A 24,184-nucleotide genomic window follows, 5' to 3' on the forward strand; every position below is an offset into this window, starting at 1 on the left:
GTAGCCATAGACCAAAAATGCACCATCACTTATCGCCTGCGTTCATCCAGACGCTTCCACTTATCCGACTATGCACATATTGGGCAGTCGCCTCCCATATGGCCCAAGTGCCTGTCTGCCAACATCCATGCCAACGCCATAAGGCTCCCCCAACATTTAGACCAATGTGCGCCACAGTGGATCGTGCCCACGCCCGAGGGGGTCCCCCTCCCCGCCCCCATCGTGGAAAGATTACTTTTCTGAACTACTTTGACCAGTATCACATTCGATGGCTGCGCGCCATAGGTCGCCCCACCATCGGATAAGAAAGGAAACGGCAGGCAGTGCGCATTTTTCAGACGCGGACTCGTCGTTTAAGCGATCGGCCGCCGGTACAATAAGAAACGGGCTTTCCTCATTCCTTTCTTGATTTTCGTACCCCACAGCGCCCACGCACCCGTGGGACCTGGACGCGTATGACCGCTGCGGCGCTTCGCCCCAGCACCCCCGCTCGCATCACAACCCCCGTTCTGGTTTAAGTGATGGGGATTTCATATACTGTCCGCACATTCGATGTGACACACCTTTCGCGCCAGTGTTGTCACACCTCAGCACTCATTGAAAAGGGACACGGATCCGATGATTTCTCCCGTTCTCCGCACACGTCGTGATGGCGACCGCCCGCCGGTCCGCCGGGCTTAATATTCAGCCCTGACCAGCACCGACACACAAGGAATCCCAATGACGAACGCCAACACCCCTGTACCCGAGTCCACCGATATTGACGCCGCGCTTGTCGACGCCTCCGCGGCCCAAGCCCACTCCTGGCTCGCTTCCACCGCCGATGAGCAGGACCCCGCCACCGAGCAGCTCGCGGACCTGCTGCGCAACCCGGATGGCGTGGCCTTCACCATGGACTTCGTCGACCGCGTCATGCGCCCGGAAGATGACAAGGTGGCCGCCCAAGCGCTGAAGTCCGTGACCACCTCCTATGACGCGTCCTTCCTCGGCCTCATCAACGGCTCGCTGGTGGGCCTGGGCGGCTTCTTCGGCCCCATCCTTCCCAACTTGGTTATGCCACTGGCGCGCCTGCGTATGCGCCAGATGGTGGGCCACCTGGTTTTAGACGCCGAAGGCGAGGCTCTCAACAAGACCCTCGACAAGGCTGCCGAGTCCGGCGAGCAGCTCAACCTCAACCTGCTGGGTGAGGCCGTGCTTGGTGATAAGGAAGCCCGCTCCCGCGCCGAGCGCACCCTGAAGCTCATCCAGAACCCGCGCGTGACGTACGTGTCTGTCAAGGCCTCCTCCATGGTGGCCCAGCTCAACCCGTGGGACATCGAGGGATCGCTGGTCCGCCTCAAGGAGCGCCTGCGCCCGCTGTATGAAGCCGCCGTGCGCCGCCCGGACAAGGTCTTCATCAACCTGGACATGGAGGAGTACCACGACCTCCACCTCACCGTGCGCCTGTTCACCGAGCTCCTCAGCGAACCGGAATTCATGAACCTCGAGGCCGGCATCGTGCTCCAGGCCTACCTGCCGGACACCTTCGACGCCTTGGCACACCTGGCGGAGTTTGCCAAGCAGCGCGTGGCTGACGGTGGTGCGCACATCAAGATTCGCATCGTCAAGGGCGCCAACCTCTCCATGGAGCACGTCCAGGGAGAAATCCACGGCTGGCCCTCCGCGCCGTACTCCACCAAGGATGAGGTGGATGCTAACTACTACCGCCTGCTCGACTACATCCTGCGCCCAGAGTTCGATGGTGCTGTGCGCATCGGCGTGGCCACCCACAACCTCTACACCGCGGCTTTTGCCTACCAGCTGGGTAAGAAGCGTGGCGTGCTGTCCATGATGGACTCCGAGATGCTCCAGGGCATGTCCCCGGCCCAGCAGGCCGCAGTGCGCAAGGCCTTCGAGGGCCGCCAGATCCTCTACACCCCGGTGGTGCATATGGAGGACTTCGACGTTGCCGTGTCCTATCTCGTGCGCCGCTTGGAGGAGAACGCCGCCCCGCAGAACTTCCTCTACGCCCTCTTCGCCCCGGAAGAGCAGGCGCTCAAGGACCAGGAGTCCGTCTTCCGCAAGGCAGTAGACAACCGTTGGGACACCTTCGCCGGTGCTCGCCGTACCCAGAACCGCCTGGAGGAAGCCACGCACGCAGCCGGCCGCCAGGCTCCGCGCACCGGACGTTTTGCCAACGAGCCGGATACCGACCCGGCCCTGGAGCCCAACCGCGAGTGGGCCATCCAGGCTCTGGGCACCGACCCCGGCGCGCATGGCGTGGAGCAGGTGACGGATGCGGGGGACGTCGACAAGCACGTGGCCTGCGCCGCCGAACTGGGTGCAGACTGGGGCGCACGCGACGCCGAGGACCGCGCCCGTGCCCTAGAGGCCGTGGCCGATGAGCTGGCCAATCGACGCGGCGAGTTCATCTCCGTGGCCGCTTATGAGGCCAACAAGACCGTCACGCAGACCGACCCTGAAATTTCTGAGGCCATCGACTTCTGCACCTACTACGCCCAGTCCGCGCGCCTTCTTGAGGGCTACGCCGCCGAGTTCTCCCCGCATCGCGTCACCGTGGTGACCCCGCCGTGGAACTTCCCCGTGGCCATCCCCACCGGCGGTATTGCCGCAGCTCTCGCCGCTGGTTCCGCCGTCATCATCAAGCCTGCGCCACAGGTCGTGCACTGTGCGAAGCTCGTCGTGGATGCCTTCCGCACCGCGCTGGAATCCCAGGGCCTCGACCCGGACCTGGTGCAGCTCGTCTTCACCGATGAGTCTGATGCCGGCCGCGCGCTCATCTCCCACGCGGATGTCGACGCCGTCATCCTCACCGGCGCCTCCGCTACCGGCCAGCTCTTCCGCTCCTGGGACCCGCAGATGAACATCATGGCGGAGACCTCCGGTAAGAACGCCCTCATTATCACCCCCTCGGCGGACCCGGACCTGGCCATTCAGGATCTCTACCTGTCTGCCTTCGGCCACTCCGGCCAGAAGTGCTCGGCGTCCTCGCTGGTCATCTTCGTCGGTGCGGCGGGCGAGTCGGAGCGTCTGCGCTCGCAGCTTGTCGACGCCGTCGAGACCCTCATCCCCGGCCCCGGCCACGACATCACCACCACGATGAACGGCCTGGCCGAGGCCCCGGGTGAGAAACTCCTGCGCGGCCTTACCCAGCTGGAGCCGGGTGAAAAGTGGCTCATCAAGCCGAAGAAGCTCAACGAGGAGGGCACTCTGTGGTCCCCGGGTATCCGCGATAACGTGCGCCCGGGCTCCTGGTTCCACGTCAATGAGTGCTTCGGTCCGGTGCTGGGCATCATGCACGCAGAGACCCTGGAGGAGGCCATCGAGTGGCAGAACTCCACCGGCTACGGCCTCACCGGCGGCATTCACACGCTGGATAACGATGAGATTGATTTCTGGCTCGACCGTGTTGAGGTGGGCAACGCCTACGTCAACCGCGGCATCACCGGCGCGATTGTGCAGCGCCAGTCCTTCGGCGGCTGGAAGCAGTCCGTCATGGGCCCGGGTGCCAAGGCTGGCGGCCCGAACTACGTGGCGCAGTTCGGCACGTGGGCCGATGGTCCGCTGCGCCCCTTCGACGTCGACATTTCCCAGCCGGTGGCTGCCCAGCTGCGCGCCTTCGATGTCCTGTCGCTGTCTGATGAAGACACCGCCTGGCTGTGGCGCGCTGCGGAGCTCGACGAGCTGGCCTGGCAGCAGGAGTTCGGCCGCAATCACGACCGTGCTGGCCTGGTCTGCGAGGCCAACGTCTTCCGCTACCGTCCGGCGCTCACCCCACTGCAGGTGCGCATTGGGGCGGATGCCTCGCTACGTGACATTGCCCGTCTCGCCCTCGCTGCCACCCGCACCAACTCCCCGGTTCGCTTCAGCGCTGCCCCGGAGAAGGCTGCGGAGCTGCGTGAGCTGGGCTTCGGCGTGGATGGCGTGGCGCTGGAGGCCTTCACCCGTGAGGTTGCGGGCTTGGAGTCCGGCCGCGTGCGCACGGTCGGCTCGGTGGAGCCAGGAGTGTACGAGGCCGCAGTGAAGTCCAACTCCGTGGTGCTGGACCAGCCTGTGCTTGCCGACGGCCGCCGCGAGCTCCTCCCCTTCCTCCTCGAGCAGGCAGTGTCTGTGACCATGCACCGCTTCGGCATCATCCGTGAGGTTGGCAGCATCCGCGCATAGTCGTTTCTTCTGCTTATGTGCACAGATATCTTGTGTGCAAAGATATAGCGCATGAGTAAAAACAACGGCGACGGTGCCCTGCCGGGCACTGACTCCCTGGCCGACGAGGCCACCACCGCGCCGCAGCCCCGCACCTCGGGCGCTGCGGCGACACCAGTTAGCGAAGATGCCACCATCCACCCCTCGGAAACCGACGACAAGTCCCGCGTCCTCGGCCGCGACGCCATCTCCCTGGCCAAGGTGTGTTTGATCTTCATCATCGTGGTGGCAGGCGTCGGCCTGGCTGGCTACCTGCTGAAGTTCATCTGGGTAGGCCTACTACCGGTCATCCTGGCCATCCTGGTGTGCACCGTCCTGTACCCGGTCACGGCGTGGCTGCGGAGCAAGAAATTCCCCCGCGCGCTGGCTGCCATCACCACGCTGCTCGGCTTCTTGGCCATCATCGGCGGCGTCTTCGCAGCGATGGCCCCAGTCGTATCCTCCCAGGGAGGCGCGCTGGTGAGCCAGGCAGAGGACGGCCTCAACAAGCTGGGCGATATGGCCAAAGACTTGCCTGTCGACATTGACACCGAGCAAGTCCAGGAGGTGATCAATGACGTCATCACCTTCCTCAAGGGCCAAGCCTCCCAGATTGCCACCGGCGTGATTTCCGGTGTGTCGATTGCCAGCTCCATCGTCATGGCCATCGTCATCATGCTCTTCGTGGCCTTCTTCATCCTCAAGGATGGCGACAAATTCCTGCCCTGGCTGCGTACCTACACCGGCTACTCCGCCGGCTGGCACGCCACTGAGCTGCTGACCCGCGTGTGGAATACGCTGTCCGGTTTCATCCAGGCCCAGGCGGCCGTCGCGGCCGTCGACGGCATCCTCATCGGCCTCGGCCTCTGGGCCCTCCAGGTCCCCCTGGCCCTGGTCATTGCCGTGGTCACCTTCTTCGCCAGCTTCATCCCGGTCATCGGCGCCGTCACCGCCGGCGCTCTCGCGGTCATCATCGCGCTGGTGTCCGACGGCCTCACCAAGGCCCTACTGGCCTTGGCGCTCATCGTCATCGTGCAGCAGGTGGAGGGCAACGTCCTCCAGCCGATGCTCCAGTCCAAGGCCATGGGTCTGCATGCGGCCATGGTGCTGCTCTCCGTGACCGTAGGCTCCGCCCTCGCCGGCATCATCGGTGCCTTCCTCGCCGTGCCGGTCGCCGCCACGATTGCCGTGGTTTTCCGTTACCACCAGGAAATGGCCAGCCTGCGTGCCGGTGAGATCGAAGCCAAGAACATTAAGATTTCCACGTCAGAGGGCCACGACACCGTCATGGAGCTCTACGAGCACCTTGAGGCCAGCGGCGCCCGCTAGCCACACAACCGGCGCATGGCTCGAGCTTTCTCGGCCGTGCTACTGCCCTAGTTGCCAAACTTCTCCCCCACCACCCGCGGCGGGAGCAATGGTTGTGGCAACTAGGGCACTTTCCATATGTAGGGCCTAGTCTGCGGACACCGTGTCGAAGGCCTCTGCCAGCTCCTCCGCCGCGCGGTCCAGCACAGAGGCCCACGTGCCATAAGACTCCTCATTGGCGGTGTCCGACACCTGCTTGAGCAACGTGCACGGCACCCCAAACTTTCTGCACACCGCCGCGATGGCGTAGCCTTCCATGTCACACAGCTGCGACTCTTCCGCCAGCCGCGTGCGGGTCTTAGTGTCCGAGATAAAAGAATCACCCGTGGCCAGCGTGGCCGTCGGCAGCTTTCCGGAGGTCTCCAACTCGATGACCTCCGGCAGGAGGTACCGCGAGACATCGCTGAGCACGTCCAGGTGGAAGTCGTGCTTTCTCACGTGGGAGATCTCGAAGACGCCAGAGTGATCGTCGACAAGCGCGCCCGCCGTACCAATGTTGATGACGCGCTCCGGCAGCACCTGCGCGGACGCCAGCGCGTTGGTGAGCTCAATCGCGGCCGGAACCGTGCCGATACCCGTAATGAGCAGCGGCGCTCCCTCCGGGACGTGGGAGGCTTCGGCGTCAACGGCGGCAACAAACAAGACATTCTCCATGCCTGCGAGACTACCCGGTGCCCCGAGGAATGTTCTCCGCGGCTCTAGTCCGGGGCCCTGGCCGCTTGTAGGGTCTGGAACCACACCGAGACCTCAGAAAGGAGAACACCATGTTCACCCCACGAGTATTCGCCGCAGCCGCACTGCTCTGCCTCCCCCTTATGGCATGCAGCAGCCCTGCAGAAGCCCAGGCCAGCCCCGTAGTCTGCGAGGCAGGAAACGCCCAGGCGGCTTTCAACGACAACATCGCCCAGATTCCGCAGTGGAATGCCCACAACTGGGCGCTGGTTGATTCCTCCCACTTCGATCCCTGCGCGAGCTTAAGCTGGCAGACCATTTCCATCGAGGGCGCAACGGCTTCCTCGCCGCACCACATCATGCTCTTCCACTACGGCCACTACCTCGGCACCGCCACCGCTGAGCCTTATAGCTTCTTCCCCAGCGTGGAGCGGGTCAATGGCAACGAGATTTCCGTGACCTACCACTGGCCACAAGAAGGCGATGCCAATGCCACACCGACGGGTCAGTCGCAGGCGAACTTCTGGTGGGACGAGGCCCAGCAGAAAGTCATCATGAGCGGCGATGTTCCGCCGATGGGCTAGATAAGATAGAGCCAGTCGTGCGCCGTAGATGAGGCGCACAATTTAAGGAAGGAACATCAATGCTCAAGCGCAGTTGTGCTCTCATGGGTGCTGCCCTTATCTGCCTCCCGCTCGTTTCCTGCTCCAACGACGACGCAGCGCAGGACACGTCGGACTCGCCCGTGTTCGCCACCGTCCAGAACAGCGCGACGGACAACACCCCGGATAACGCAGAAAGTACTGATGCCCCCGCGGAGGAGTCCCCGGCCGCCGGCGCCTCACCGACGCTTCCTGCCGAGTCCCCGGCACAAGAAGAGGACACGGAATCCTGCCAGGATATCGACGCCCACGCCGCTTATGAATCAGGAATTGGCACGATTCCACCGTGGAAGGACAACAACTGGACGCTGGTGGATTTCGCGAACTTCGATCCCTGCGCAGACCTGAGCTGGCAAATCATCACCATTGAGCGAGGAACGTCCTCCTCGCCGTTCCACATCATGCTCTTTCACAAGGGCGAATACCTTGGCACCGCGACCGCCGAGCCCTACGGATTCTTCCCCACCATCGAGCAGGTCAGCGGCAATGAGATTGCTGTGACGTACCACTGGCCGCGCGAGGGTGAATCCAATGCGGGACACACCGGAACGACGGAGGCCGGTTTCCGCTGGGACGATGCCCAGCAGAAGGTCATCATGAGCGGCAACGTCCCGCCGGTAGGCTAAGCGCTTTTCGCGCGTCCGCCCCTAACGCAGCCGCTGTCCCACGAAACCCGCCGCCACGGTGTTGCCGCTGGAGGCGTCAATGAGCAGGAAGTTGCCCACCGCGCCGCGGGCGGCGTAATCCTCAACTGGCAGCTCCGCTTGGGTCTGGACGGTGATGTAGGCGATGTCATTGAGCGTGGCCTTCTCAGGAGCCTCGTTGTCAGCCACGCCGTCGAGGTCCAGGATGCGGTCCACCGACGCGATTCGGGCCTTGACCAGGTCAGAGCCGTAGCGCAGCTTGAGCATCTGGCCCGGGGTGAGATCCTTTTCCGTGAGCACCACCGCGGTGGCGGCAAATTCACGCACGGCCTCGGGGCGCTCGGATCCGGCGAGGAGGTCACCGCGGGCGAGGTCGATGTCGTCGGCAAGCAACAGCACCACCGAGTCCCCCGCCGTGGCGGATTCGCCCTCCGCAAGCGGGCCGTCGGCGGTATCAATGCCGGTGACGGTCGTGGTGCGCCCACCCGGGGCGCTGACGGTATCGCCCACCGAAACCGAACCCGCCTTCACGCGGCCGGCATAACCGCGGTAATCAGAAGCGTGCTCACGGATGACGTACTGGATGGGGAAACGGAAATCCAGGTCATCGGCGCGCCCCGAAGCCACGGGGACGGTCTCCAGGACTTCGAGAACCGTCGGGCCCTCATACCAGTCCATGGTGGAGGAGCGCTCCACCACGTTGTCGCCCTTGAGCGCCGAAATCGGGACGGCCACGGAGTCAGTAATACCCAGGCGCGCGGCAATCTCGTTGAACTCGGACTCGATGGCGCGGAAGGTGGCCTCGTCATAGTCCACGAGGTCAATCTTGTTCACGCCCAGCACCACGTGGCGCACGCCCAGAAGCGCTGCGACGTTGAGGTGGCGGCGGGTTTGTTCGACGACGCCATGGCGGGCGTCGATAAGCAGCACCACCACCTGGGACGTGGACATACCGGTGACCGTGTTGCGCGTGTACTGCACGTGGCCCGGGGTATCAGCCAGGATGAAGGTGCGCTTGTCCGTGGCGAAGTAGCGGTAGGCCACATCGATGGTGATGCCCTGCTCGCGCTCGGCACGCAGGCCGTCGACGAGCAGCGAAAGATCCATACCGTCAAAGCCGCGGTCGGCGGAGGAGCGCTCCATGGATTCCACCTGGTCCGCCAGCACGGACTTGGTGTCATAGAGCAAGCGGCCGACGAAGGTGGACTTGCCGTCATCGACGGAGCCGGCGGTGCACAGGCAGAGGGTGTCGCGCTGCTTAAGCGCGCCGACATTCGGCGCGGTGGTAGTCGTCATCAGAAGTAGCCTTCCTTCTTGCGGTCCTCCATGGCGGACTCGGACAGTTTGTCATCGGCGCGGGTGGCACCGCGCTCGGAGAGGGTAGACACAGAGATTTCGGCGAGGATTTCATCCGTCGTGGAGGCGGTGGATTCCACGGCACCGGTGCAGGACATGTCACCCACGGTGCGGTAGCGCACGGTGCGGGTTTCCAACTCTTCGTCCTCGCGCGGCCCGCCCCACTCACCAGGGGTCAGCCACATGCCGTTGCGCTTGAACACCTCGCGCTGGTGGGAGTAGTAGATAGAGGGCAGCTCGAGGTTGCGGGCGCCGATGTACTCCCAAATGTCGGACTCGGTCCAGTTGGAGATGGGGAAGACGCGAACGTTCTCGCCGGCCATCTTGCCGCCGTTGTAGAGGTCCCACAGTTCGGGGCGCTGGCGGCGCGGGTCCCAGCCGCCGAAGGAGTCGCGGATGGAGAAGATGCGCTCCTTGGCGCGGGCGCGCTCCTCGTCACGGCGCGCGCCACCCAGGACGGCGTCGTAGCCGCGGTTGGCAATGGTCTCCACCAGCGGCACGGACTGCAGCGGGTTACGCGTGCCGTCAGGGCGCTCCTGCAGGTCACCGCGGTCAATCCAGTCTTGGACCAGGGCTACGTGTAGGCGCGCGCCGGACTCCTCAACGAGGCGGTCGCGGAACTCGATGACCTCCGGGAAGTTGTGGCCGGTATCGACGTGGATGAGCTCAAAAGGAACCGTCGCCGGCGCAAAGGCACGGCGGGCCAGCTCGAAGACCACGACGGAGTCCTTGCCGCCGGAAAAGAGCAGGCCAACCTTGTCGAATTGTCCGGCTACTTCGCGCAGGATGTGGATGGATTCGTTCTCGAGGTCTTTAAGGTGTGGTGAAAGAGTCATTATTCGTGCAACCCGCATTCTGTCTTGCCGTCAGCGAAGACGCGCCCGGAGCGCGCGTCCTCCCCCTCGCCTACCGGGAAGGTCAGCGGCGCGCAGCCGATGGACCGGTAGCCCTTGAGGGTTAGTGGGTGGATGATGAGGTCGTGGTCCTTGATGTACTGATCGGTCTGCTCAAGGTCCCACGTAATAATCGGGGAAATCTTCAGCCGGCCGGTGCGGTCCAGGCTCAGCGCCGGGGCGGTGGCGCGGTGCTCGGAATCGGCGCGGCGCAGCCCGGTGACCCAGCCAACGTAGGGGTCCATGGCCATGTTGAGCGGCTCGACCTTGCGCATGCGGTTATAGGCCGCAGTGTCACGCGCATAGAGGCGCGGGCCGTACACCTTGTCCTGTTCCTCGGGGCTCAGGATGGGCAGGACCCTCACCAGGGGCAGGTCCGCATAGCGCTTCTCGACGTCCCCCGCCACCCCCAACGTCTCCTCGAAGTGCCACCCCGTGTCAATGAAGAGCAGGTCGGCGTCGAGTTTGGCTTGGTGGGCGAGCTCCGCCAGAACTGTGTTCTCCATGGACATCGTCACGGCGAGGCGGCCCGGCGCGTGCTCGGCGGCCCATTCGGTGATGGTCTCGGCGGAGGCGTCGTAAAGCTTATCGGCCCACTCGTCGACGAGTTCTTGGTTGCGCTGAGCCACCGCGGGGTCGAGCGGTGCTGTGTCCCGCGTGCCCTCGGGGCTGATGCTGGGGTCGCGGTACTCGCCGCCGTCCAGCAGGTTGATGGATTCGGTCATGGCATTTCACTTTAGGGCCGTTGGGGACGGCGCGCAGCCCTGCATGGGGGTCTCACTGCCGTGAGCTTGGGCACTGGAGAGAATAAAATTTGGCCGGAGTGAACAGAGCGGACTAGATTTACAGACTAGACAGTCTATTTCTTCTGAACTGAAGGGGTTCTCATGCAGCGTGTAGCCATCGTCGGCGATAGCCCGGCGGCGCTCTCCACCGCGGAACGGCTGATTGCGGCCGGCTTGTGTGTGGACCTCTACTGTGAGCGCCCCGCGCCCTTCGGCTTGCTGCGCCGCTTCGCCGGGCTATCCGGCGCTGAGTCCGCGGCCTCGCCGTGCCCGAAGGGAACCACGCCGCGCCTGAGGCTCATCGGCAACGTCCGCGTTGGCTCTGGCCCCGATGCTGATATCAGCCACACGGACCTCAACCAGCTGTCCGCCTCCGGCGACCGCCACATGGTCCTGCTGGAGCTCATGGCCCGCGGCGTGGCCATCACGACGTGGGAGGGACTGTGCCGCCCCACCGCCGACATTGAGGATTGGGAAACCGTGACCGCCCGCGCCCAGCGCGCCCCGGTCTGCTTCTAACGCGCGCGGGCTGGCGCCCGCGCATTAGACGGGCGGGCTAGGCGCGAGCTAGGTGCGAGCTAGGCGCCGGGCTGGCGCCCGCGCAACCACAGAGGATAAAATTGCGCGGTCAATGCACCTCGCGGCCCAGCGCGGAATCCGCCGGGCCACACCCTCCATACGAAACGCTGGCACATGGAACTCGTTCGCATCCTTTTATCCCGCTCCAAGCCCTATACCGGTTACGTCATCGCGGTCCTGCTCCTTCAGGCACTTTCCACCGCGGCAACGCTCTACCTGCCGTCGTTGAACGCGAGGATCATCGACCAGGGCGTGGCCAAGGTCGACATCGACTACATCTGGCACACCGGCGGCATCATGCTGGGCGTGGCCTTCGTTCAGGTCATCGCCGCCATTGCCGCGATCTGGTTCGGCTCACGCACGGCGATGGGCCTAGGCCGCGACCTGCGCTCGGACGTCTTTCGCCGTGTCACCCGCTATTCCGCCGAGGACATGAGCCACTTCGGCACCGCAACGCTCATTACCCGCGGCACCAACGATGTCCAGCAAATTCAGATGGTCTACATGATGATCCTCAACTTCATGGTCACCGCCCCCATCATGTCCATCGGCGGCATCATCATGGCTATGCGCGAGGACGCCGGCATGTCCTGGCTCGTCGTTGTCTCCGTCGTCGTGCTGCTGGCGGCCATCTCGGTGCTCATCGTCAAGCTCATGCCGCTCTTCCGCGCCTGGCAGGGCAAGCTCGACACCATGAACGGCACCCTGCGCGAGCAAATCGCCGGCATCCGCGTCGTGCGCGCCTTCGTCCGCGAGGACCACGAGGCGGAGCGCTTCCGCACCGCCAACCGCGACCTCACCGACCTCTCCCTCAAGGTGGGTCAGCTGTTCATTCTCATGTTCCCCATCATCACCGTCATCCTCAACGTAGCCACCGGCGCAGTGCTGTGGTTTGGCGGCCACCGCGTGGATGAGGGCCTCGTGGAAGTCGGCTCGCTCACGGCCTTCCTGCAGTACCTACTGCAGATCCTCGCCGCCGTCATGATGGGTACCTTCATGGCGATGATCCTGCCGCGCTCCATCATCTGCGCGCGCCGCATCACCGACGTCCTCGACCACGCACCCTCCATCGACGAACCCACCACTCCCATCACCCCGGAACGCTCCGACGGCGTGGTGGAGCTGCGCAACGTCACCTTCCAGTACGCCGGCGCCGAGGAGCCTGTGCTTCGCGACGTCTCCTTCACCGCCACCCCCGGCACCACCACCGCGCTCATCGGCGCGACGGGCTCCGGCAAATCCACGGCACTCTCCCTCATCCCGCGCCTCTACCTTCCCACCGAGGGCCAGGTGCTTCTCGACGGTACAAATGTGGCCGAGATGAAGCGGGGGGACGTCGTCAAGCGCGTGGGCCTCGTGCCCCAGAAACCGTATCTCTTCAGCGGATCCGTGGCCTCCAACCTGCGCCTCGGCGCCCCGGACGCCACCGACGAGGAACTGTGGGCGGCGCTGCGCACCGCGCAGGCGGACTTTGTTGAGGACCTCGACATGCACATCGCGCAGGGCGGCACGAACGTCTCCGGCGGCCAGCGCCAGCGCCTGTCGATTGCCCGCATGCTCGTCGCGCGCCCGCTGGTGTACCTGTTCGATGATTCCTTCTCGGCGCTGGACGTGTTGACGGACGCCGCCGTGCGCGAGGCCATGCGCGAATACACCGCCCACGCCACGACGATTATCGTGGCGCAACGCGTGAGCTCGATTGTGGACGCGGACCAGATTCTGGTCATGGATGCTGGACGCATCGTCGCGCGCGGAACGCATGCGCAGCTGCTCGAGGAGTCTGAGACCTACCGCGAGATTGTCGAATCCCAGCAGACCGCGGAGGTGGCATAAATGGCTGAGCACGGTGCCGAGACCTTGAACGAGGAGACCACCGCCGAGTTTGAGCAGAAGACCGGCGAAAACGCTCCGCGCAAGGCGAAGAACTTTTGGCCTTCTGCGAAACGGCTCTTTGGCCTGCTTGCTCCGTTCAAGGTGCAGCTGTGGGCGATTGCTGCGATGAACATCGTGTGCGTGTTCCTCGCCGTGGCCGCGCCGAAGGTGATGGGTAAGGCCACCGACGTCATCTTCTCCGGCGTCATTTCGCGCCAGCTGCCCGCTGGGATTAGCAAAGAGCAGGCCATCGAGGCGCTGCGCGCGGGCGGACAGGAGAAGTTCGCGGATATGGCCTCCGCCATGGACCTCACTCCGGGCCTCGGCATAAACTTTTCCAAGCTAGGCACCATCATCCTCATTGTCATCGCAATGTACGTGGTGTCGTCGCTCTTCCAGTGGTGGCAGGGCTACCTGCTCAACTCGCTGGTGATGAAGGTGGTTTTCGACCTGCGCGAGAGCATCGAGGCCAAGCTCAACGCGCTGCCGCTCAACTATTTCGATACGCAATCGCGCGGTGACCTGCTTTCGCGCACGACCAACGACGCCGACAACATCCAGTCCGCCCTCCAGCAGGCCATTTCGCAGCTGTTTTATAACCTGCTCATGGTCGTGGGCATTACGGTCATGATGTTCACCGTGTCTTGGCAGCTGGCCCTCGTGGCGCTGCTGGCGCTGCCGCTGACCGCGGTGGTCGTCGCGGTGATTGGTTCGCGCGCGCAGAAGCAGTTCAAGGCGCAGTGGAAGGCTACTGGTGACCTCAACGGTCAGATTGAGGAGGCCTTTTCCGGTCACGATCTCGCCACCGTCTTCGGCCGCATCGACGCCATGACGGAGGACTTCGATAAGCGCAACGCCGAACTCTTCCGCTCCGCCTCCCTGGCGCAGTTTCTCGCCGGCATGCTCATGCCCATCATGCAATTCATCTCCTACCTGTCCTACGTCGTCATCGCGGTGCTCGGCGCGCTCAAGGTGGCCGCCGGCAACCTCACACTGGGTGATGCCCAGGCCTTTATCCAGTACTCCCGCGAGTTCAACCAGCCGCTGGGACAGCTCGGCGGCATGATGCAGCAGGTGCAGTCGGGCGTGGCGTCGGCCGAGCGCGTCTTCGAGTTTCTCGACGCCGAGGAAGAAACCCCCGAGCGCACCGTCACTGCCTTGGGCGGCCGCGCGAAGGGCCTCGTGGAGTTCGACGACGTCGATTTCTCCTACGACCCAGAAAATCCGCTCATCCAGGACCTCTCCCTGCGCGTGGAGCCTGGCCAGACCGCGGCGATTGTTGGCCCCACCGGTGCGGGTAAAACCACGCTGGTCAACCTCATCATGCGCTTCTACGACATCGACTCGGGCACGATCCGCCTCGATGGCATCGACACCGCCGAGATGTCGCGCCACGAGCTGCGCTCGCAGGTGGGCATGGTGCTCCAGGACGCCATGGTGTTTGAGGGGACCATCATGGATAACATCCGCTACGGCCGCCTCGACGCCACCGATGAGGAAGTCATCGCCGCGGCGAAGGCGACCTACGTCGACCGGTTTGTCCACTCCCTGCCGGAGGGCTACGACACCAAGATTGATCAGGATGGCGGCGCGATTTCCGCCGGCGAACGCCAGCTCATCACCATTGCCCGCGCCTTCCTGTCTCAGCCCGCGCTGCTCATTCTGGATGAGGCCACCTCCTCTGTCGATACCCGTACCGAGATGCTCGTCCAGAAGGCCATGAATGCTCTGCGCGCGGACCGCACGTCCTTCATCATCGCGCACCGCCTGTCCACGATTCGGGACGCCGACGTCATCATCGTCATGGAATCCGGGCGCATCGTGGAGCAGGGCACCCACGCTGAGCTTCTCGACGCCCACGGCGCCTACCACCGCCTCCACCAGTCCCAGTTCCGCGAGTCCTAACGCGCCGCTGTACGTCCCCCTGTGCGGCGCTTCCTGCGCCGCACGCTAGTCCACGCTTACTGAGATCACCGGAGCCTCAAAGGAGTCGGCCGTGAGGTTGGCCAGTTCGAGGGTGACGTTGGTGAGGGAGAGGTGGTCCATGAGGACGTCGGGAAGCGCGGCGTCCGGCGCGGGAGGGATGCCGAGCTGGTCGAGGACGTGGTTGATGTCCCCCGTGAGGTCGACCGTGACTGGCACGGTGCGCGCGCCCTCGACGGCGGGCGTGGCGGTCAGGGAGGTCGCCACGACCTTCACGCTGCCCTCCACCGTCGTGAGCGCGCCGCCGGTGGTGAGCAGGCCATCGCCGGCGTTGCCGGGCAACGTAATGGCCAAATCACGCGCGTCGAGACGGTCTCCGGTCAGTTCCAGGACGCGGGCCTCGCCGTCACCGGTGGGTGTGGTGCTGATGGTGGCGCCCACGTTGCCCCGCAGCGTCACCTCTGTCGCGGTCACCGTGGAGAAATACGGCTGCGCCGGGGCAACCTGCGCGCTCACCGCACCTCCTCCCACGACCTTCGCGCTCACCGCGACGACCACCACGGCCGCCGCCACCGCTTTCCGTGAGCGCGAAGGGCGGGCCGCGCGATGCGGGGCGGTCTGGCGGGGCTTAACCATCGCTGGGCTCCCACGCTAGGGTGAGCGCGCCACCGACGATGCCGAGCAGCGAACCGAGGAGGAAGCCGCCGAGGTTCGAGGTGGGCAGGGCGATGACGGCGACGATGATGCCGAGCACGCCGAGGTAGGTCGCGGTGGCCGGCCGGAACCAAGCGCCGAGGCCAAACATGATGAGTAGCGCGCCGATGAGCAGCGTGGACACGCCCGAGACGGTGGAGATCATGACGAGGAGGTCAGAAATCTTGACCGTGAAATAGGCCGGCGTGGCGATGACGATGCCAGACAGGATGAGCAGCAGGCCCGGGATGAAGGGACGCCCGGCGCGCCACTGTGTGAACCGCGCCCGGCGCGTCCGAGTCGTCGCCGCAGCGTCAGTGTCAGTGTCAGTGTCAGCAGACATTGCCGCGTCCTCGCTCCACGGACACGCCAACATTCTTTGCCGATAGGGTTTTCGCGCCGATGGAGGTGGCGCGGACATCGTCGGCGGTCAGCGATACGTGCTTAGCATAGAGGCCCCACGTGCCAGGGTCGGCGGTCTGGGAGAGCTGGCGGGCATCAATGCCCACGTTGGCGTCCTGCATGACCAACGACCCTTCGATATCTGAGGCCCCCACCAGAAGGTCGGTGGCCTCCACGCTGTTATCGCCCTTGGCCTTGAGCGCCAGCGTGGACTCGCCCACTGCGGGCAGGTCGGTGGTGACATAAAGACACAAGTCCGAGGCCACGGCATGCTCCAGCTTCAACCGCGCGGTGGGGACGTCCTCCTCGCCCTTCTTGTCACTGTCCACGAAGAGCGAAAATCCTTCGCCCTCCAAGTGACGCATGTTGACGTTGAAGAACGTGCCGGACAGCGCCAGGTTCGCCGTCAGACCGCCCTGCGCCACCGCAACGCCAGCCACACCGAATGCGGCGAAGCCCGCCACAAGACCCGCCGCAGCCTTCGGAACACTAATTCTGCCCACAACGCCTCCTTCAACGTAACCCTCAAAATGATAGCTGAATCCCGACTCCCGGATTTCAAGCCCGAGGCCTTAAGGTAGGAGGCAGCATTGAGCCAAGCGATAAAGGAGCGCGCATGTACGGCTGGGTTGCCATCGCCGCATCGATCCCGGTGTGGCTGTATTTCTTCTACCGAGTCGGGGTGCTCTTCCGCTTCGTCCGCTCCGGCGGCCCCACGCAGCTCAACCGCTTCGACCGCCCTGCCGCGCGCCTAGGCCGCGTTATCACCGAGGTCTTCGGCCATACCCACTTCAAGGGCCGCCCGCTGGTCAACGCCGCGCACTGGCTGGTCATGGTGGGCTTCCTCTTCGGCATCGTCGTGTGGTTTGAGGCCTATATCCAAACCTTCGCGCCGGGTAAGGGTTGGCCGTGGCTCAGCGACTGGCCGGTCTATCACTTCATCGAGGAAGTCCTCGGCATCGCCACGGTCCTGGGCATTGGTTTCCTCGCCGCGGTGCGCCTCAAGCTCGGCCACACCGAGCGCGGCAGCCGCTTCTACAACTCGCAAGTCTTCCCGGCGCGCTTGGTGGAGGCCATCGTCTTTATCGAAGGCCTCGGCATGCTGCTGGTCAAGGCCTCCGCCATCGCTACCTACGGCGGTGGGTCGCCGTGGGCTGATTTCGTGACGATGCATGTGGCGGGGATGATGGGGACGTCGCCAAGCATGGTGCAGTTCTTTGCCCTGGTGAAACTCCTCTCCGGCCTTGTCTTCATCGCGTGCATCGCGCGCTATTTCCAGTGGGGTGTCATGTGGCACCGCTTCATGGCGTTCTTCAACATCTTCTTCCAGCGCAACGCCGACGGCGCGAAGGCGCTGAAGTCCCTGCCCACCCCGGACCTGGATGAGGACCTCACGCCGGGCAGTTGGAAAATGCTTCTCGACGCCACCTCCTGCACCGAATGCGGCCGCTGCCAGGACCTGTGCCCCGCGTGGAACACCGAGAAGCCGCTGAGTCCGAAGAAGGTCATGATGGACCTGCGCCAGGGCGCGCTGGACAATTACAACCCGCACGAGGGGCTCAACGTGCTGGCCATGGCCGGCACGATTGATGACGACGTCCTGTGGGCCTGCACCAACTGCGGCGCCTGCGTGGACCAGTGCCCGGTGGATATTGAGCACATCGACCACATCGCGGACCTGCGGCGTTTCAAGGTGCTGGCGGAGTCCGATTTCCCGTCCGAGCTCACCGGCATGTTCAAGAACATGGAGACCAAGGGCAACCCGTGGGGCCGCAACGCCTCGGAGCGCCGCACGTGGATTGATGAGGCGCGTGCCGATGGCATCGAGGTGCCGATTATCGGCGAGGATGCCACGGATTTCTCGGACCTGGAGTACCTGTTCTGGGTTGGCTGTGCCGGTGTCTACGACGACCAGGGTCGCGCCACGACCCGCGCCGTGGTGGACATGCTGCACACCGCCGGCGTGAAGTTCGGCGTGCTGGCCACCGGCGAATCCTGTACGGGTGACCCCGCGCGCCGTGCCGGCAATGAGTTCCTCTTCCAGGTGATGGCGGAGCAGAATGTCGCCGCGCTTAACGACGCCTTCGCCGGCGTCCCCACCGGCCAGCGCAAAATCATCACGACGTGCCCGCACTGCTTCAACACGATTCGCAACGAATACCCCGACTTCGACGGCCACTTTGACGTGCTGCACCACACGCAGCTGCTCAACCGTCTGGTGCGCGAGAAGCTTCTGGTGCCGGTTCCGCGCTCGCCGGAGAACCGCCGTCCCGTCACCTACCACGACCCCTGTTTCCTGGGCCGCCACAACAAGGTCTTCGACCCGCCGCGTGAGCTCGTCGAGGCCACCGGTGCGTCGCTCGCTGAAATGGACCACAACCGCGATGAGGCGTTCTGCTGTGGCGCGGGTGGCGCGCGCATGTTCATGGAGGAGCGCACCGGCCAGCGCATCAACGAGTTCCGTTCCGAACAAGCGGTGGCCACCGGCGCAGCCGAAGTCGCCACGGGTTGCCCGTTCTGTAACGTCATGCTCACCGGCGGCGTGAAGGCTGTCGCTCCGGAAGCGCAGCCCAAGGTCAACGACGTCGCCCTCATGCTTCGCAGCGCCATCGCTCCCTCTGGCGACCTCCCCGCCCCGCGGGAGAAGGCCTTCCTCGACACGCCGCGCCGCCTGCCTCTCTCCCCCGCCGCCTCCGCGACGGAAGCTCCCGCCCCAGCGTCCGAGCCCGCCGCTCCGTCCGCTCCTGCGCCCGCCGAGCAGTCTGCGCCCGCAGCACCGCCTGCACCCACCGCGCCCGCAACTCCTGCTGCTCCAAGTGCCCCCACAACACCGGCAGCCCCCTCCGCACCGACCGCACCGGCTACGCCTGCCGCTGCGTCGTCGCCAGCGCCCGCTGCCCCCTCCGCTCCCGCTGCGCCGAGTGCACCTGCCGTGCCGTCAGCGCCCAGCGCGCCCACCGCTCCGGCAGCGCCGAGTGCTCCGGTTACGCCTTCTGCTCCTAGCGCCCCGTCAGCATCGAATGCACCCAAGGCGCCTGCCGCGCTATCCGCTCCCGCTGCACCGAGTACGCCTAAGGCACCCGCGGCCCCCAAGACTCCTAAAGCCCCAGCTGCTCCTGCGGCACCGGCGGCTCCCCCAGCGCCAAGCGCACCGGCAAAAGCGGGTGCTCCACAGGCACCGGACACACCCGCCGCACCCGCAGCGCCGAGTGCACCTGCCGCGCCGTTAGCACCGAGTGCACCTAAGTCACCTGCCGCACCGTCAGCACCAAGTGCGCCTAAGGCACCCGCAGCACCTAGTGCTCCAGCGGCCCCATCGGCGCCGGAGACACCCACTGCGCAGGCGGTCCCGGGCGTTCCTAATGCCCCGGCTGCACCGGCCGCACCGGGCACGACTTCTATACCGGCGGCTCCCGCAGCACCAAACGCTCCGGCCACCCCAAGCGCACCGGCAGCTCCCGCCGAGCCGGCCACCCCAAGCGCTCCGACTGCGCCTGCTGCGCCGGGAGTTCCGCAAGCGCCTCAGGCACCCAGTGCTCCGGCGGCACCACAAGCACCAGGCGCAGCAGCGTCACGAAACGCCCCAGACGCACCGAAGGCCCCGACGCCACCGACCGAGGACTAGTGCGACGTCGCCCACACTGTTGCGCTGAGCCCTTAAGAAAAGTAGGCGCGGTGAGGACGCCGCGGGTACTCTCTAGTCATGATTTCTGACGTGCCCTACGTCCTCGCCGCTGGCGAAAGCAACTACACCGACTCGTTGGTGTCCTTCGCGTGGATTATGGCGGTGGCCTTGCTCGCGCCGCTGGTATCCCACCTGACCGGTAAGAAGATGCCGGCCGTGGCGCTGCTTATTTTCTTCGGCATGATTATCGGCCCCTCGATGCTGGATTTAGCGCACGAGGACCCAGGCATCGGCATGTTGAAGGAGCTGGGCGTCGGCGCGCTGTTCCTGCTTGCTGGCTTCGAGATCGACCTGGCAACGCTGAAGTCCAAGGAAGCCGTCACTGGCTTTTCCACGTGGGCAATCTGCATGGTGGCGTGCGGTATTGGTGCTTACTTCCTCATGGATGACATCCCGGGGGCTATCGTGATGGCGATTGCGCTGACGTCGACAGCGCTCGGCACGATTACGCCGATGCTGAAGCAGGACAAGCTGCTCGGCACGCGGGTGGGAGACTCGGTAATTATTCATGGTGCAATCGGTGAGGTTGCGCCTATCACTGCGATGGCCCTGCTGCTGGGTTCGCGGTCCACGCTGGCGACGATGCTCATCCTGCTCGCGTTCATCGGCATCGCGGTGGCCGTGGCGCTGATGCCATTTGCCATCACAACGCTGATGCCGTGGTTTAAGGACGCCTTCATTTCTGGGGCGGGGTCGACGAACCAGACCATCATGCGCCTCATCATTTTGATTCTGGCGATTCTCATGGCGGTGACGGCGGTGTTCGAGCTCGACATCGTGCTAGGCGCCTTCGCGGCCGGCATTATCCTGAACCGCATCATCCCCGATGAGTTTCACAAGGGTTTGGAGAACCGCCTCGACGTGGTGTTCTACTCCATGCTCATTCCGGTGTTCTTCGTCATTTCCGGCATGGCGATTGACTGGAACGTTATCGTGAGCGAGCCGGTTAAGGTCCTCGGAATCCCGCTGCTTATTCTGGTCACGCGCGGCCTGCCGGTGTTCCTGCGTGAGAACATTCACCACACTGGTTCCGATGTGGAAACCACGCGTGAGCGCATTCAGGTTGCCCTTTACGCGGCAACGGGCCTGCCGATCATTGTGGCGGTGATGTCGCTGGCGGAGTCCTCGGGAATCGTGGACAACGAGATGGCCTCCATCTTCATCGCCGGTGGCGCTCTGACCGTGGCTATTTTCCCGTTCATTGCCAGCCTGGTTCGCGAAAAGGAGCCGGTTAAGTCGGAAGAATAGGCTGCTAGAGTAGGGATTGTGACTAATCCTTTCAGCATGCGGCTTTCCGACGCCGAACGGACCGACGCCGTCAACGACCTCGCCCAGGCTCTGGGGGAAGGCCGTCTCTCGTTGGATGAGTTCGAGGAGCGTACCGATGCGGTGATGCAAGCTTCGACCCGCCGCGAGCTTGCGGATATCTTCATGGATATCCCCACCAAGGCCAGCACGGAGCTTAAGATCTACTCGCAGGGCGAGATGGAGCGCGCCTACCAGGCTACGAAGAAGCCACGGCTGGCCACCGCGATGGTGGGCTCGCTGGGGTTGATCTTTGGCTCGATAGTTTCTTTCAACGCTTTGACTGGACTGACAGCTGCCATGACGGGAACCGGGCTGCTGTTTCTCATTCCGGCGCTGTGGATCATGCTCTACGTGGCAAAGGTGGGCCCGGAGTCGTGGTACCGCCCGTCGCCGCGGCAGGTCGAGCGCCAACGCATGCGCGAACTGAAGGCTGCAGGAGCCCTGGAACGCGCGCAGATGAGGGCGTTGGAGCAGGCGAAGTGGGAAGAGAGGCGTCGGCAAGCAGGCGAAATTACTGGGGACGCGATGAATCTGGCGAAACGCAAGCTAGAGGAGTGGAACCAGAAGTAACATAGCCCGCATGACTCACAATCGGATTTTTGATCAATCCACGAAACTGCAGGACGTTGCATATGACATTCGCGGCGAGGTGTCCGCGGAAGCCGAGCGCATGGAGTTCGACGGGCATAACATTCTGAAGCTCAACACCGGCAACCCCGCGGTGTTTGGGTTTGATGCGCCGGATGTCATCATGCGCGACATGATTGCGGCTCTGCCGACCTCGCAGGGGTACTCGACGTCGAAGGGCATTGTGTCCGCACGTCGAGCGATTGTGACGCGCTATGAGCTGGAGGATTTCCCAGCGTTTGACGTCGATGATGTGTACCTGGGCAACGGTGTCTCTGAGCTTATTTCGATGGTGACGCAGGCGCTGCTTAACGACGGCGACGAGGTCCTCATCCCCGCCCCCGACTATCCCCTGTGGACGGCGGCGACGTCGCTGGCGGGCGGCACGCCGGTGCACTACCTGTGCGATGAGGAGGATGACTGGAATCCGTCGATTGAGGATATTCGGGAAAAGGTCACGGAGAAGACCAAGGCGATTGTGGTCATCAATCCGAATAATCCGACGGGTGCGGTGTATTCGCGCGAAACGCTGCAGAAGATTGTTCAGGTGGCGCGGGAGAACAATCTGCTGATTTTGGCCGATGAGATTTATGACCGGATTTTGTACGACGGTGCCAAGCACATTTCGATTGCGTCGCTGGCGCCGGACCTGCTGACGATTACGTTCAATGGTTTGTCGAAGGCATACCGCGTGGCAGGCTACCGTGCCGGGTGGATGGTGCTGACGGGTCCGAAGAACCATGCACGTGGGTTCATTGAGGGGCTCGACCTGTTGGCGGGCATGCGCCTGTGTCCGAATGTGCCGGCGCAGCATGCCATCCAGGTGGCCTTGGGCGGGCGGCAGTCGATTTACGAGCTCACTGGCAACAGTGGGCGCTTGCTCAAACAGCGCAACATTGCCTACGAGAAGCTCAACGAGATTCCCGGAGTCTCCGTGGTCAAGCCGATGGGCGCGCTGTATTGCTTCCCGCGCCTCGACCCGGAAGTGTATGACATTCGCGATGACTCGAAGCTCATGCTCGACATCTTGCGCGCGGAGAAAATCCTCATGGTGCAAGGTACCGGCTTTAACTGGCCCACGCCTGACCACTTCCGTGTGGTGACGCTGCCGTGGGCGTCGCAGCTGGGGAATGCGATTGAGCGCCTGGGCAATTTCTTGGCCAGCTACCGCCAATAACGCAGGCGTGCCCTCCTCCCTGCTCGCATAACCGAGCGGGGAGGGCGGGGTGGTTAAGGGTCGCCGCGGGGTGGGGCTGGTCCGGAGGGGGATGCCTTCCCCGTGGGGGTGCTGGCTGCCCTCTGGTTCGGTGCGGTGTCCCGACGGGCATTGCTCGCAGTGCCGGAAGTGTTTCCGGCGGTGCGGGCATTGTGCAGGCGCTGGGAGCGGGGTGCGCGGTGCGGGTTAGCGGGCTCGCGCGGGTCGCGGGGTCCTGGCGGCTGCCACTTGATTCGGCCGTTCTCACGCACGATGCGACCGCGCCCGGGAAGGCCGTTGATGGCGTTGTGGTATGCGCAGAGCGGGGTGAGGTTTTCGGGGTTGGTTTCGCCGCCGTTGCGCCATTCTGTGATGTGGTGAATCTGAGCGTAGTCCGCGCCGCACAGGCAGCTATCCCAGGCGCAGGTGGGCTGCTCACCAATGGCCATGATGCGCTGCTTCTCGGAAGCGAGGCGCTGGGTGCGGTGCAAATCGACGGGGCCGTGAACGCGGTCAACGAGCATGACGAGGCCTTCCTCAGCGAGCTCACGCTCGATGAGTTCCGCACCGGTGATTCTCGCACCGTTAGAAAGCTGAACGACGATGTCACCCAGGTCAGGACCAGTGGAATCAGAGCCAGACGCTGCAGAAGGAACGGGATGGGAATCAGGGCGCGGGGTGGAAGGGTCTCCGAGGCGGCCGAGGATCTGGGCGTATTCGGGAAGCTCCATGACGGCGAAGGTCTGAGCAACGGGACGGGCAAGGCGGCCCTCACGAAACGCGGCGGTGAACGAACCCACGGGGTCATCCTCGTCAATGTTGTAGCGCAAGTCCTCGATCACGGCTGGTGGTGCCGTCACCGTGAGCTTCGACATCTCCTTGCCCCTGCGGATGTTCACACCAGGCTTCGGGGCGGGCGGAGGGGCGAGCTCGCGGAGCCGGGTGCGGGCATGCCGAGCGACGACCTTCTCATCACCGCTGATACTGCACAGCTCGATGCGCAAGTCCCAGGCCTCACGCTGTTTCGTGAGGCGACGGGCAAAACGCTCGATCAGCTTGAGAGTAGGCAGATCATGACTATTGGCGCGAGCGGCCTCGACAGCGCGGGCCTGTTTGCGGGAGAAGGAGGTGGGGGAAAAGTAGACGTCGAAAAGCGCCAGCAGGGACAGGGCTGCTGACTCCGGACCCCACGCCCGGAGCTGATCGAGACTGAGCCCCGCAACGCCGGCGACGAGCTCAATGCCCGCCGCCTGGCTGCGAAGATGCGCTTCAACTAGATTCATGCCAGCGACGCTATTGGGCACAGACGGCCTGCACAACAGTTCGGGACGAAGCCTG

General features: G+C 64.2%; 19 protein-coding genes. 11 read left to right on the forward strand and 8 right to left on the reverse strand.

Going from position 1 to position 24,184, the window contains the following annotated elements; genetic code table 11:
• Positions 1 to 720 precede the first annotated feature (720 nt).
• Positions 721 to 4,164, forward strand: a complete 3,444-nt coding sequence (locus HMPREF3149_RS11125) for a bifunctional proline dehydrogenase/L-glutamate gamma-semialdehyde dehydrogenase (RefSeq protein WP_070538194.1) — start codon at positions 721 to 723, stop codon at positions 4,162 to 4,164.
• Positions 4,165 to 4,215: 51 nt separating this feature from the next.
• Complete coding sequence (locus tag HMPREF3149_RS11130; RefSeq protein WP_070538196.1) at positions 4,216 to 5,511, forward strand: AI-2E family transporter; 1,296 nt, start codon at positions 4,216 to 4,218, stop codon at positions 5,509 to 5,511.
• A 126-nt stretch (positions 5,512 to 5,637) separates the two neighbouring features.
• Here the strand turns inward: HMPREF3149_RS11130 and HMPREF3149_RS11135 are convergent, their stop codons facing one another.
• Positions 5,638 to 6,204: a nucleosidase gene (locus tag HMPREF3149_RS11135; protein ID WP_070538198.1), complete on the reverse strand. Its 567-nt coding sequence runs from the start codon at positions 6,202 to 6,204 to the stop codon at positions 5,638 to 5,640.
• 110 nt (positions 6,205 to 6,314) lie between these two features.
• On the opposite strand from HMPREF3149_RS11135, the gene HMPREF3149_RS11140 reads away from it, so the two are divergent.
• Both HMPREF3149_RS11140 and HMPREF3149_RS11145 read left to right on the forward strand, forming a co-directional pair.
• Positions 6,315 to 6,806: an LppP/LprE family lipoprotein gene (locus HMPREF3149_RS11140; protein ID WP_070538200.1), complete on the forward strand. Its 492-nt coding sequence runs from the start codon at positions 6,315 to 6,317 to the stop codon at positions 6,804 to 6,806.
• 59 nt (positions 6,807 to 6,865) lie between these two features.
• Complete coding sequence (locus tag HMPREF3149_RS11145; RefSeq protein ID WP_070538202.1) at positions 6,866 to 7,510, forward strand: LppP/LprE family lipoprotein; 645 nt, start codon at positions 6,866 to 6,868, stop codon at positions 7,508 to 7,510.
• Between the two features lie 21 nt (positions 7,511 to 7,531).
• On the opposite strand, the gene HMPREF3149_RS11150 is transcribed toward HMPREF3149_RS11145, so the two are convergent.
• Genes HMPREF3149_RS11150 through HMPREF3149_RS11160 form a run of 3 tightly spaced genes read right to left on the reverse strand, consistent with a single transcriptional unit; the run spans position 7,532 to position 10,502 of the window.
• Positions 7,532 to 8,824 carry a sulfate adenylyltransferase subunit 1 gene (locus HMPREF3149_RS11150; protein ID WP_070538205.1) on the reverse strand — a complete coding sequence of 431 codons (1,293 nt, stop codon included), beginning with the start codon at positions 8,822 to 8,824 and terminating at the stop codon, positions 7,532 to 7,534.
• Positions 8,824 to 9,720 (reverse strand): sulfate adenylyltransferase subunit CysD, encoded by an 897-nt coding sequence (gene cysD / locus HMPREF3149_RS11155; RefSeq protein ID WP_070538207.1) that lies wholly within the window; start codon positions 9,718 to 9,720, stop codon positions 8,824 to 8,826. Before cysD ends, HMPREF3149_RS11150 begins: the two co-directional genes overlap by 1 nt.
• Positions 9,720 to 10,502 (reverse strand): phosphoadenylyl-sulfate reductase, encoded by a 783-nt coding sequence (locus HMPREF3149_RS11160; protein WP_070538209.1) that lies wholly within the window; start codon positions 10,500 to 10,502, stop codon positions 9,720 to 9,722. The genes cysD and HMPREF3149_RS11160 overlap by 1 nt, the downstream gene beginning before the upstream one ends.
• Positions 10,503 to 10,664: 162 nt before the next feature.
• On the opposite strand from HMPREF3149_RS11160, the gene HMPREF3149_RS11165 reads away from it, so the two are divergent.
• From HMPREF3149_RS11165 to HMPREF3149_RS11175, 3 genes are all read left to right on the forward strand, one after another.
• Entirely contained in the window at positions 10,665 to 11,081 is a 417-nt protein-coding gene (locus tag HMPREF3149_RS11165) for a methylenetetrahydrofolate--tRNA-(uracil-5-)-methyltransferase (protein ID WP_070538211.1), read from the forward strand.
• Positions 11,082 to 11,255: 174 nt separating this feature from the next.
• A complete protein-coding gene (locus tag HMPREF3149_RS11170; RefSeq protein WP_070538212.1) occupies positions 11,256 to 12,974 on the forward strand; it encodes an ABC transporter ATP-binding protein in 1,719 nt (572 codons plus the stop codon).
• Positions 12,975 to 14,918, forward strand: coding sequence for an ABC transporter ATP-binding protein (locus tag HMPREF3149_RS11175; protein ID WP_070538213.1), 1,944 nt, complete (start codon positions 12,975 to 12,977; stop codon positions 14,916 to 14,918).
• Between the two features lie 45 nt (positions 14,919 to 14,963).
• Here HMPREF3149_RS11175 and HMPREF3149_RS11180 read toward each other — a convergent pair whose 3' ends face one another.
• From HMPREF3149_RS11180 to HMPREF3149_RS11190, 3 genes are read right to left on the reverse strand one after another with little or no spacing between them, the layout of a single operon-like run.
• Positions 14,964 to 15,572 (reverse strand): hypothetical protein, encoded by a 609-nt coding sequence (locus HMPREF3149_RS11180; RefSeq protein ID WP_070538214.1) that lies wholly within the window; start codon positions 15,570 to 15,572, stop codon positions 14,964 to 14,966.
• Positions 15,565 to 15,972 (reverse strand): DUF6114 domain-containing protein, encoded by a 408-nt coding sequence (locus HMPREF3149_RS11185; protein ID WP_083280866.1) that lies wholly within the window; start codon positions 15,970 to 15,972, stop codon positions 15,565 to 15,567. Before HMPREF3149_RS11185 ends, HMPREF3149_RS11180 begins: the two co-directional genes overlap by 8 nt.
• On the reverse strand, positions 15,962 to 16,534 hold the full coding sequence (locus tag HMPREF3149_RS11190) for a DUF6230 family protein (protein WP_042532563.1): 573 nt from the start codon (positions 16,532 to 16,534) through the stop codon (positions 15,962 to 15,964). Before HMPREF3149_RS11190 ends, HMPREF3149_RS11185 begins: the two co-directional genes overlap by 11 nt.
• 113 nt (positions 16,535 to 16,647) lie before the next feature.
• On the opposite strand from HMPREF3149_RS11190, the gene HMPREF3149_RS11195 reads away from it, so the two are divergent.
• The 4 genes from HMPREF3149_RS11195 to HMPREF3149_RS11210 all read left to right on the forward strand — a co-directional run bounded on the left by HMPREF3149_RS11195 (position 16,648) and on the right by HMPREF3149_RS11210 (position 22,828).
• Positions 16,648 to 19,656, forward strand: a complete 3,009-nt coding sequence (locus HMPREF3149_RS11195) for a (Fe-S)-binding protein (RefSeq protein ID WP_070538216.1) — start codon at positions 16,648 to 16,650, stop codon at positions 19,654 to 19,656.
• 78 nt (positions 19,657 to 19,734) lie between these two features.
• Positions 19,735 to 20,964: a cation:proton antiporter gene (locus tag HMPREF3149_RS11200; protein WP_070538217.1), complete on the forward strand. Its 1,230-nt coding sequence runs from the start codon at positions 19,735 to 19,737 to the stop codon at positions 20,962 to 20,964.
• 18 nt (positions 20,965 to 20,982) lie between these two features.
• Entirely contained in the window at positions 20,983 to 21,594 is a 612-nt protein-coding gene (locus tag HMPREF3149_RS11205; RefSeq protein ID WP_371440983.1) for a DUF1707 SHOCT-like domain-containing protein, read from the forward strand.
• Positions 21,595 to 21,604: 10 nt separating this feature from the next.
• Positions 21,605 to 22,828, forward strand: a complete 1,224-nt coding sequence (locus HMPREF3149_RS11210) for a pyridoxal phosphate-dependent aminotransferase (RefSeq protein WP_070538221.1) — start codon at positions 21,605 to 21,607, stop codon at positions 22,826 to 22,828.
• Between the two features lie 53 nt (positions 22,829 to 22,881).
• Here the strand turns inward: HMPREF3149_RS11210 and HMPREF3149_RS11215 are convergent, their stop codons facing one another.
• On the reverse strand, positions 22,882 to 24,129 hold the full coding sequence (locus HMPREF3149_RS11215; protein ID WP_070538223.1) for an HNH endonuclease signature motif containing protein: 1,248 nt from the start codon (positions 24,127 to 24,129) through the stop codon (positions 22,882 to 22,884).
• Positions 24,130 to 24,184: the final 55 nt, after the last annotated feature.

Origin of the sequence: Corynebacterium sp. HMSC05E07, assembly GCF_001807225.1 — a bacterium.
Lineage (GTDB): Bacteria > Actinomycetota > Actinomycetes > Mycobacteriales > Mycobacteriaceae > Corynebacterium > Corynebacterium singulare.

Bases quoted from the DNA above. Each gene is read 5' to 3' on its own strand.
- HMPREF3149_RS11195 (WP_070538216.1), top strand. From the start codon at position 16,648: ATGTACGGCTGGGTTGCCATCGCCGCATCGATCCCGGTGTGGCTGTAT.
- HMPREF3149_RS11200 (WP_070538217.1), top strand. From the start codon at position 19,735: ATGATTTCTGACGTGCCCTACGTCCTCGCCGCTGGCGAAAGCAACTAC.
- HMPREF3149_RS11165 (WP_070538211.1), top strand. From the start codon at position 10,665: ATGCAGCGTGTAGCCATCGTCGGCGATAGCCCGGCGGCGCTCTCCACC.
- HMPREF3149_RS11180 (WP_070538214.1), bottom strand. From the start codon at position 15,572: ATGGTTAAGCCCCGCCAGACCGCCCCGCATCGCGCGGCCCGCCCTTCG.
- HMPREF3149_RS11185 (WP_083280866.1), bottom strand. From the start codon at position 15,972: ATGTCTGCTGACACTGACACTGACACTGACGCTGCGGCGACGACTCGG.
- HMPREF3149_RS11160 (WP_070538209.1), bottom strand. From the start codon at position 10,502: ATGACCGAATCCATCAACCTGCTGGACGGCGGCGAGTACCGCGACCCC.
- HMPREF3149_RS11145 (WP_070538202.1), top strand. From the start codon at position 6,866: ATGCTCAAGCGCAGTTGTGCTCTCATGGGTGCTGCCCTTATCTGCCTC.
- HMPREF3149_RS11150 (WP_070538205.1), bottom strand. From the start codon at position 8,824: ATGACGACTACCACCGCGCCGAATGTCGGCGCGCTTAAGCAGCGCGAC.
- HMPREF3149_RS11215 (WP_070538223.1), bottom strand. From the start codon at position 24,129: ATGAATCTAGTTGAAGCGCATCTTCGCAGCCAGGCGGCGGGCATTGAG.
- HMPREF3149_RS11140 (WP_070538200.1), top strand. From the start codon at position 6,315: ATGTTCACCCCACGAGTATTCGCCGCAGCCGCACTGCTCTGCCTCCCC.
- cysD (WP_070538207.1), bottom strand. From the start codon at position 9,720: ATGACTCTTTCACCACACCTTAAAGACCTCGAGAACGAATCCATCCAC.
- HMPREF3149_RS11210 (WP_070538221.1), top strand. From the start codon at position 21,605: ATGACTCACAATCGGATTTTTGATCAATCCACGAAACTGCAGGACGTT.
- HMPREF3149_RS11130 (WP_070538196.1), top strand. From the start codon at position 4,216: ATGAGTAAAAACAACGGCGACGGTGCCCTGCCGGGCACTGACTCCCTG.
- HMPREF3149_RS11125 (WP_070538194.1), top strand. From the start codon at position 721: ATGACGAACGCCAACACCCCTGTACCCGAGTCCACCGATATTGACGCC.
- HMPREF3149_RS11170 (WP_070538212.1), top strand. From the start codon at position 11,256: ATGGAACTCGTTCGCATCCTTTTATCCCGCTCCAAGCCCTATACCGGT.
- HMPREF3149_RS11175 (WP_070538213.1), top strand. From the start codon at position 12,975: ATGGCTGAGCACGGTGCCGAGACCTTGAACGAGGAGACCACCGCCGAG.
- HMPREF3149_RS11135 (WP_070538198.1), bottom strand. From the start codon at position 6,204: ATGGAGAATGTCTTGTTTGTTGCCGCCGTTGACGCCGAAGCCTCCCAC.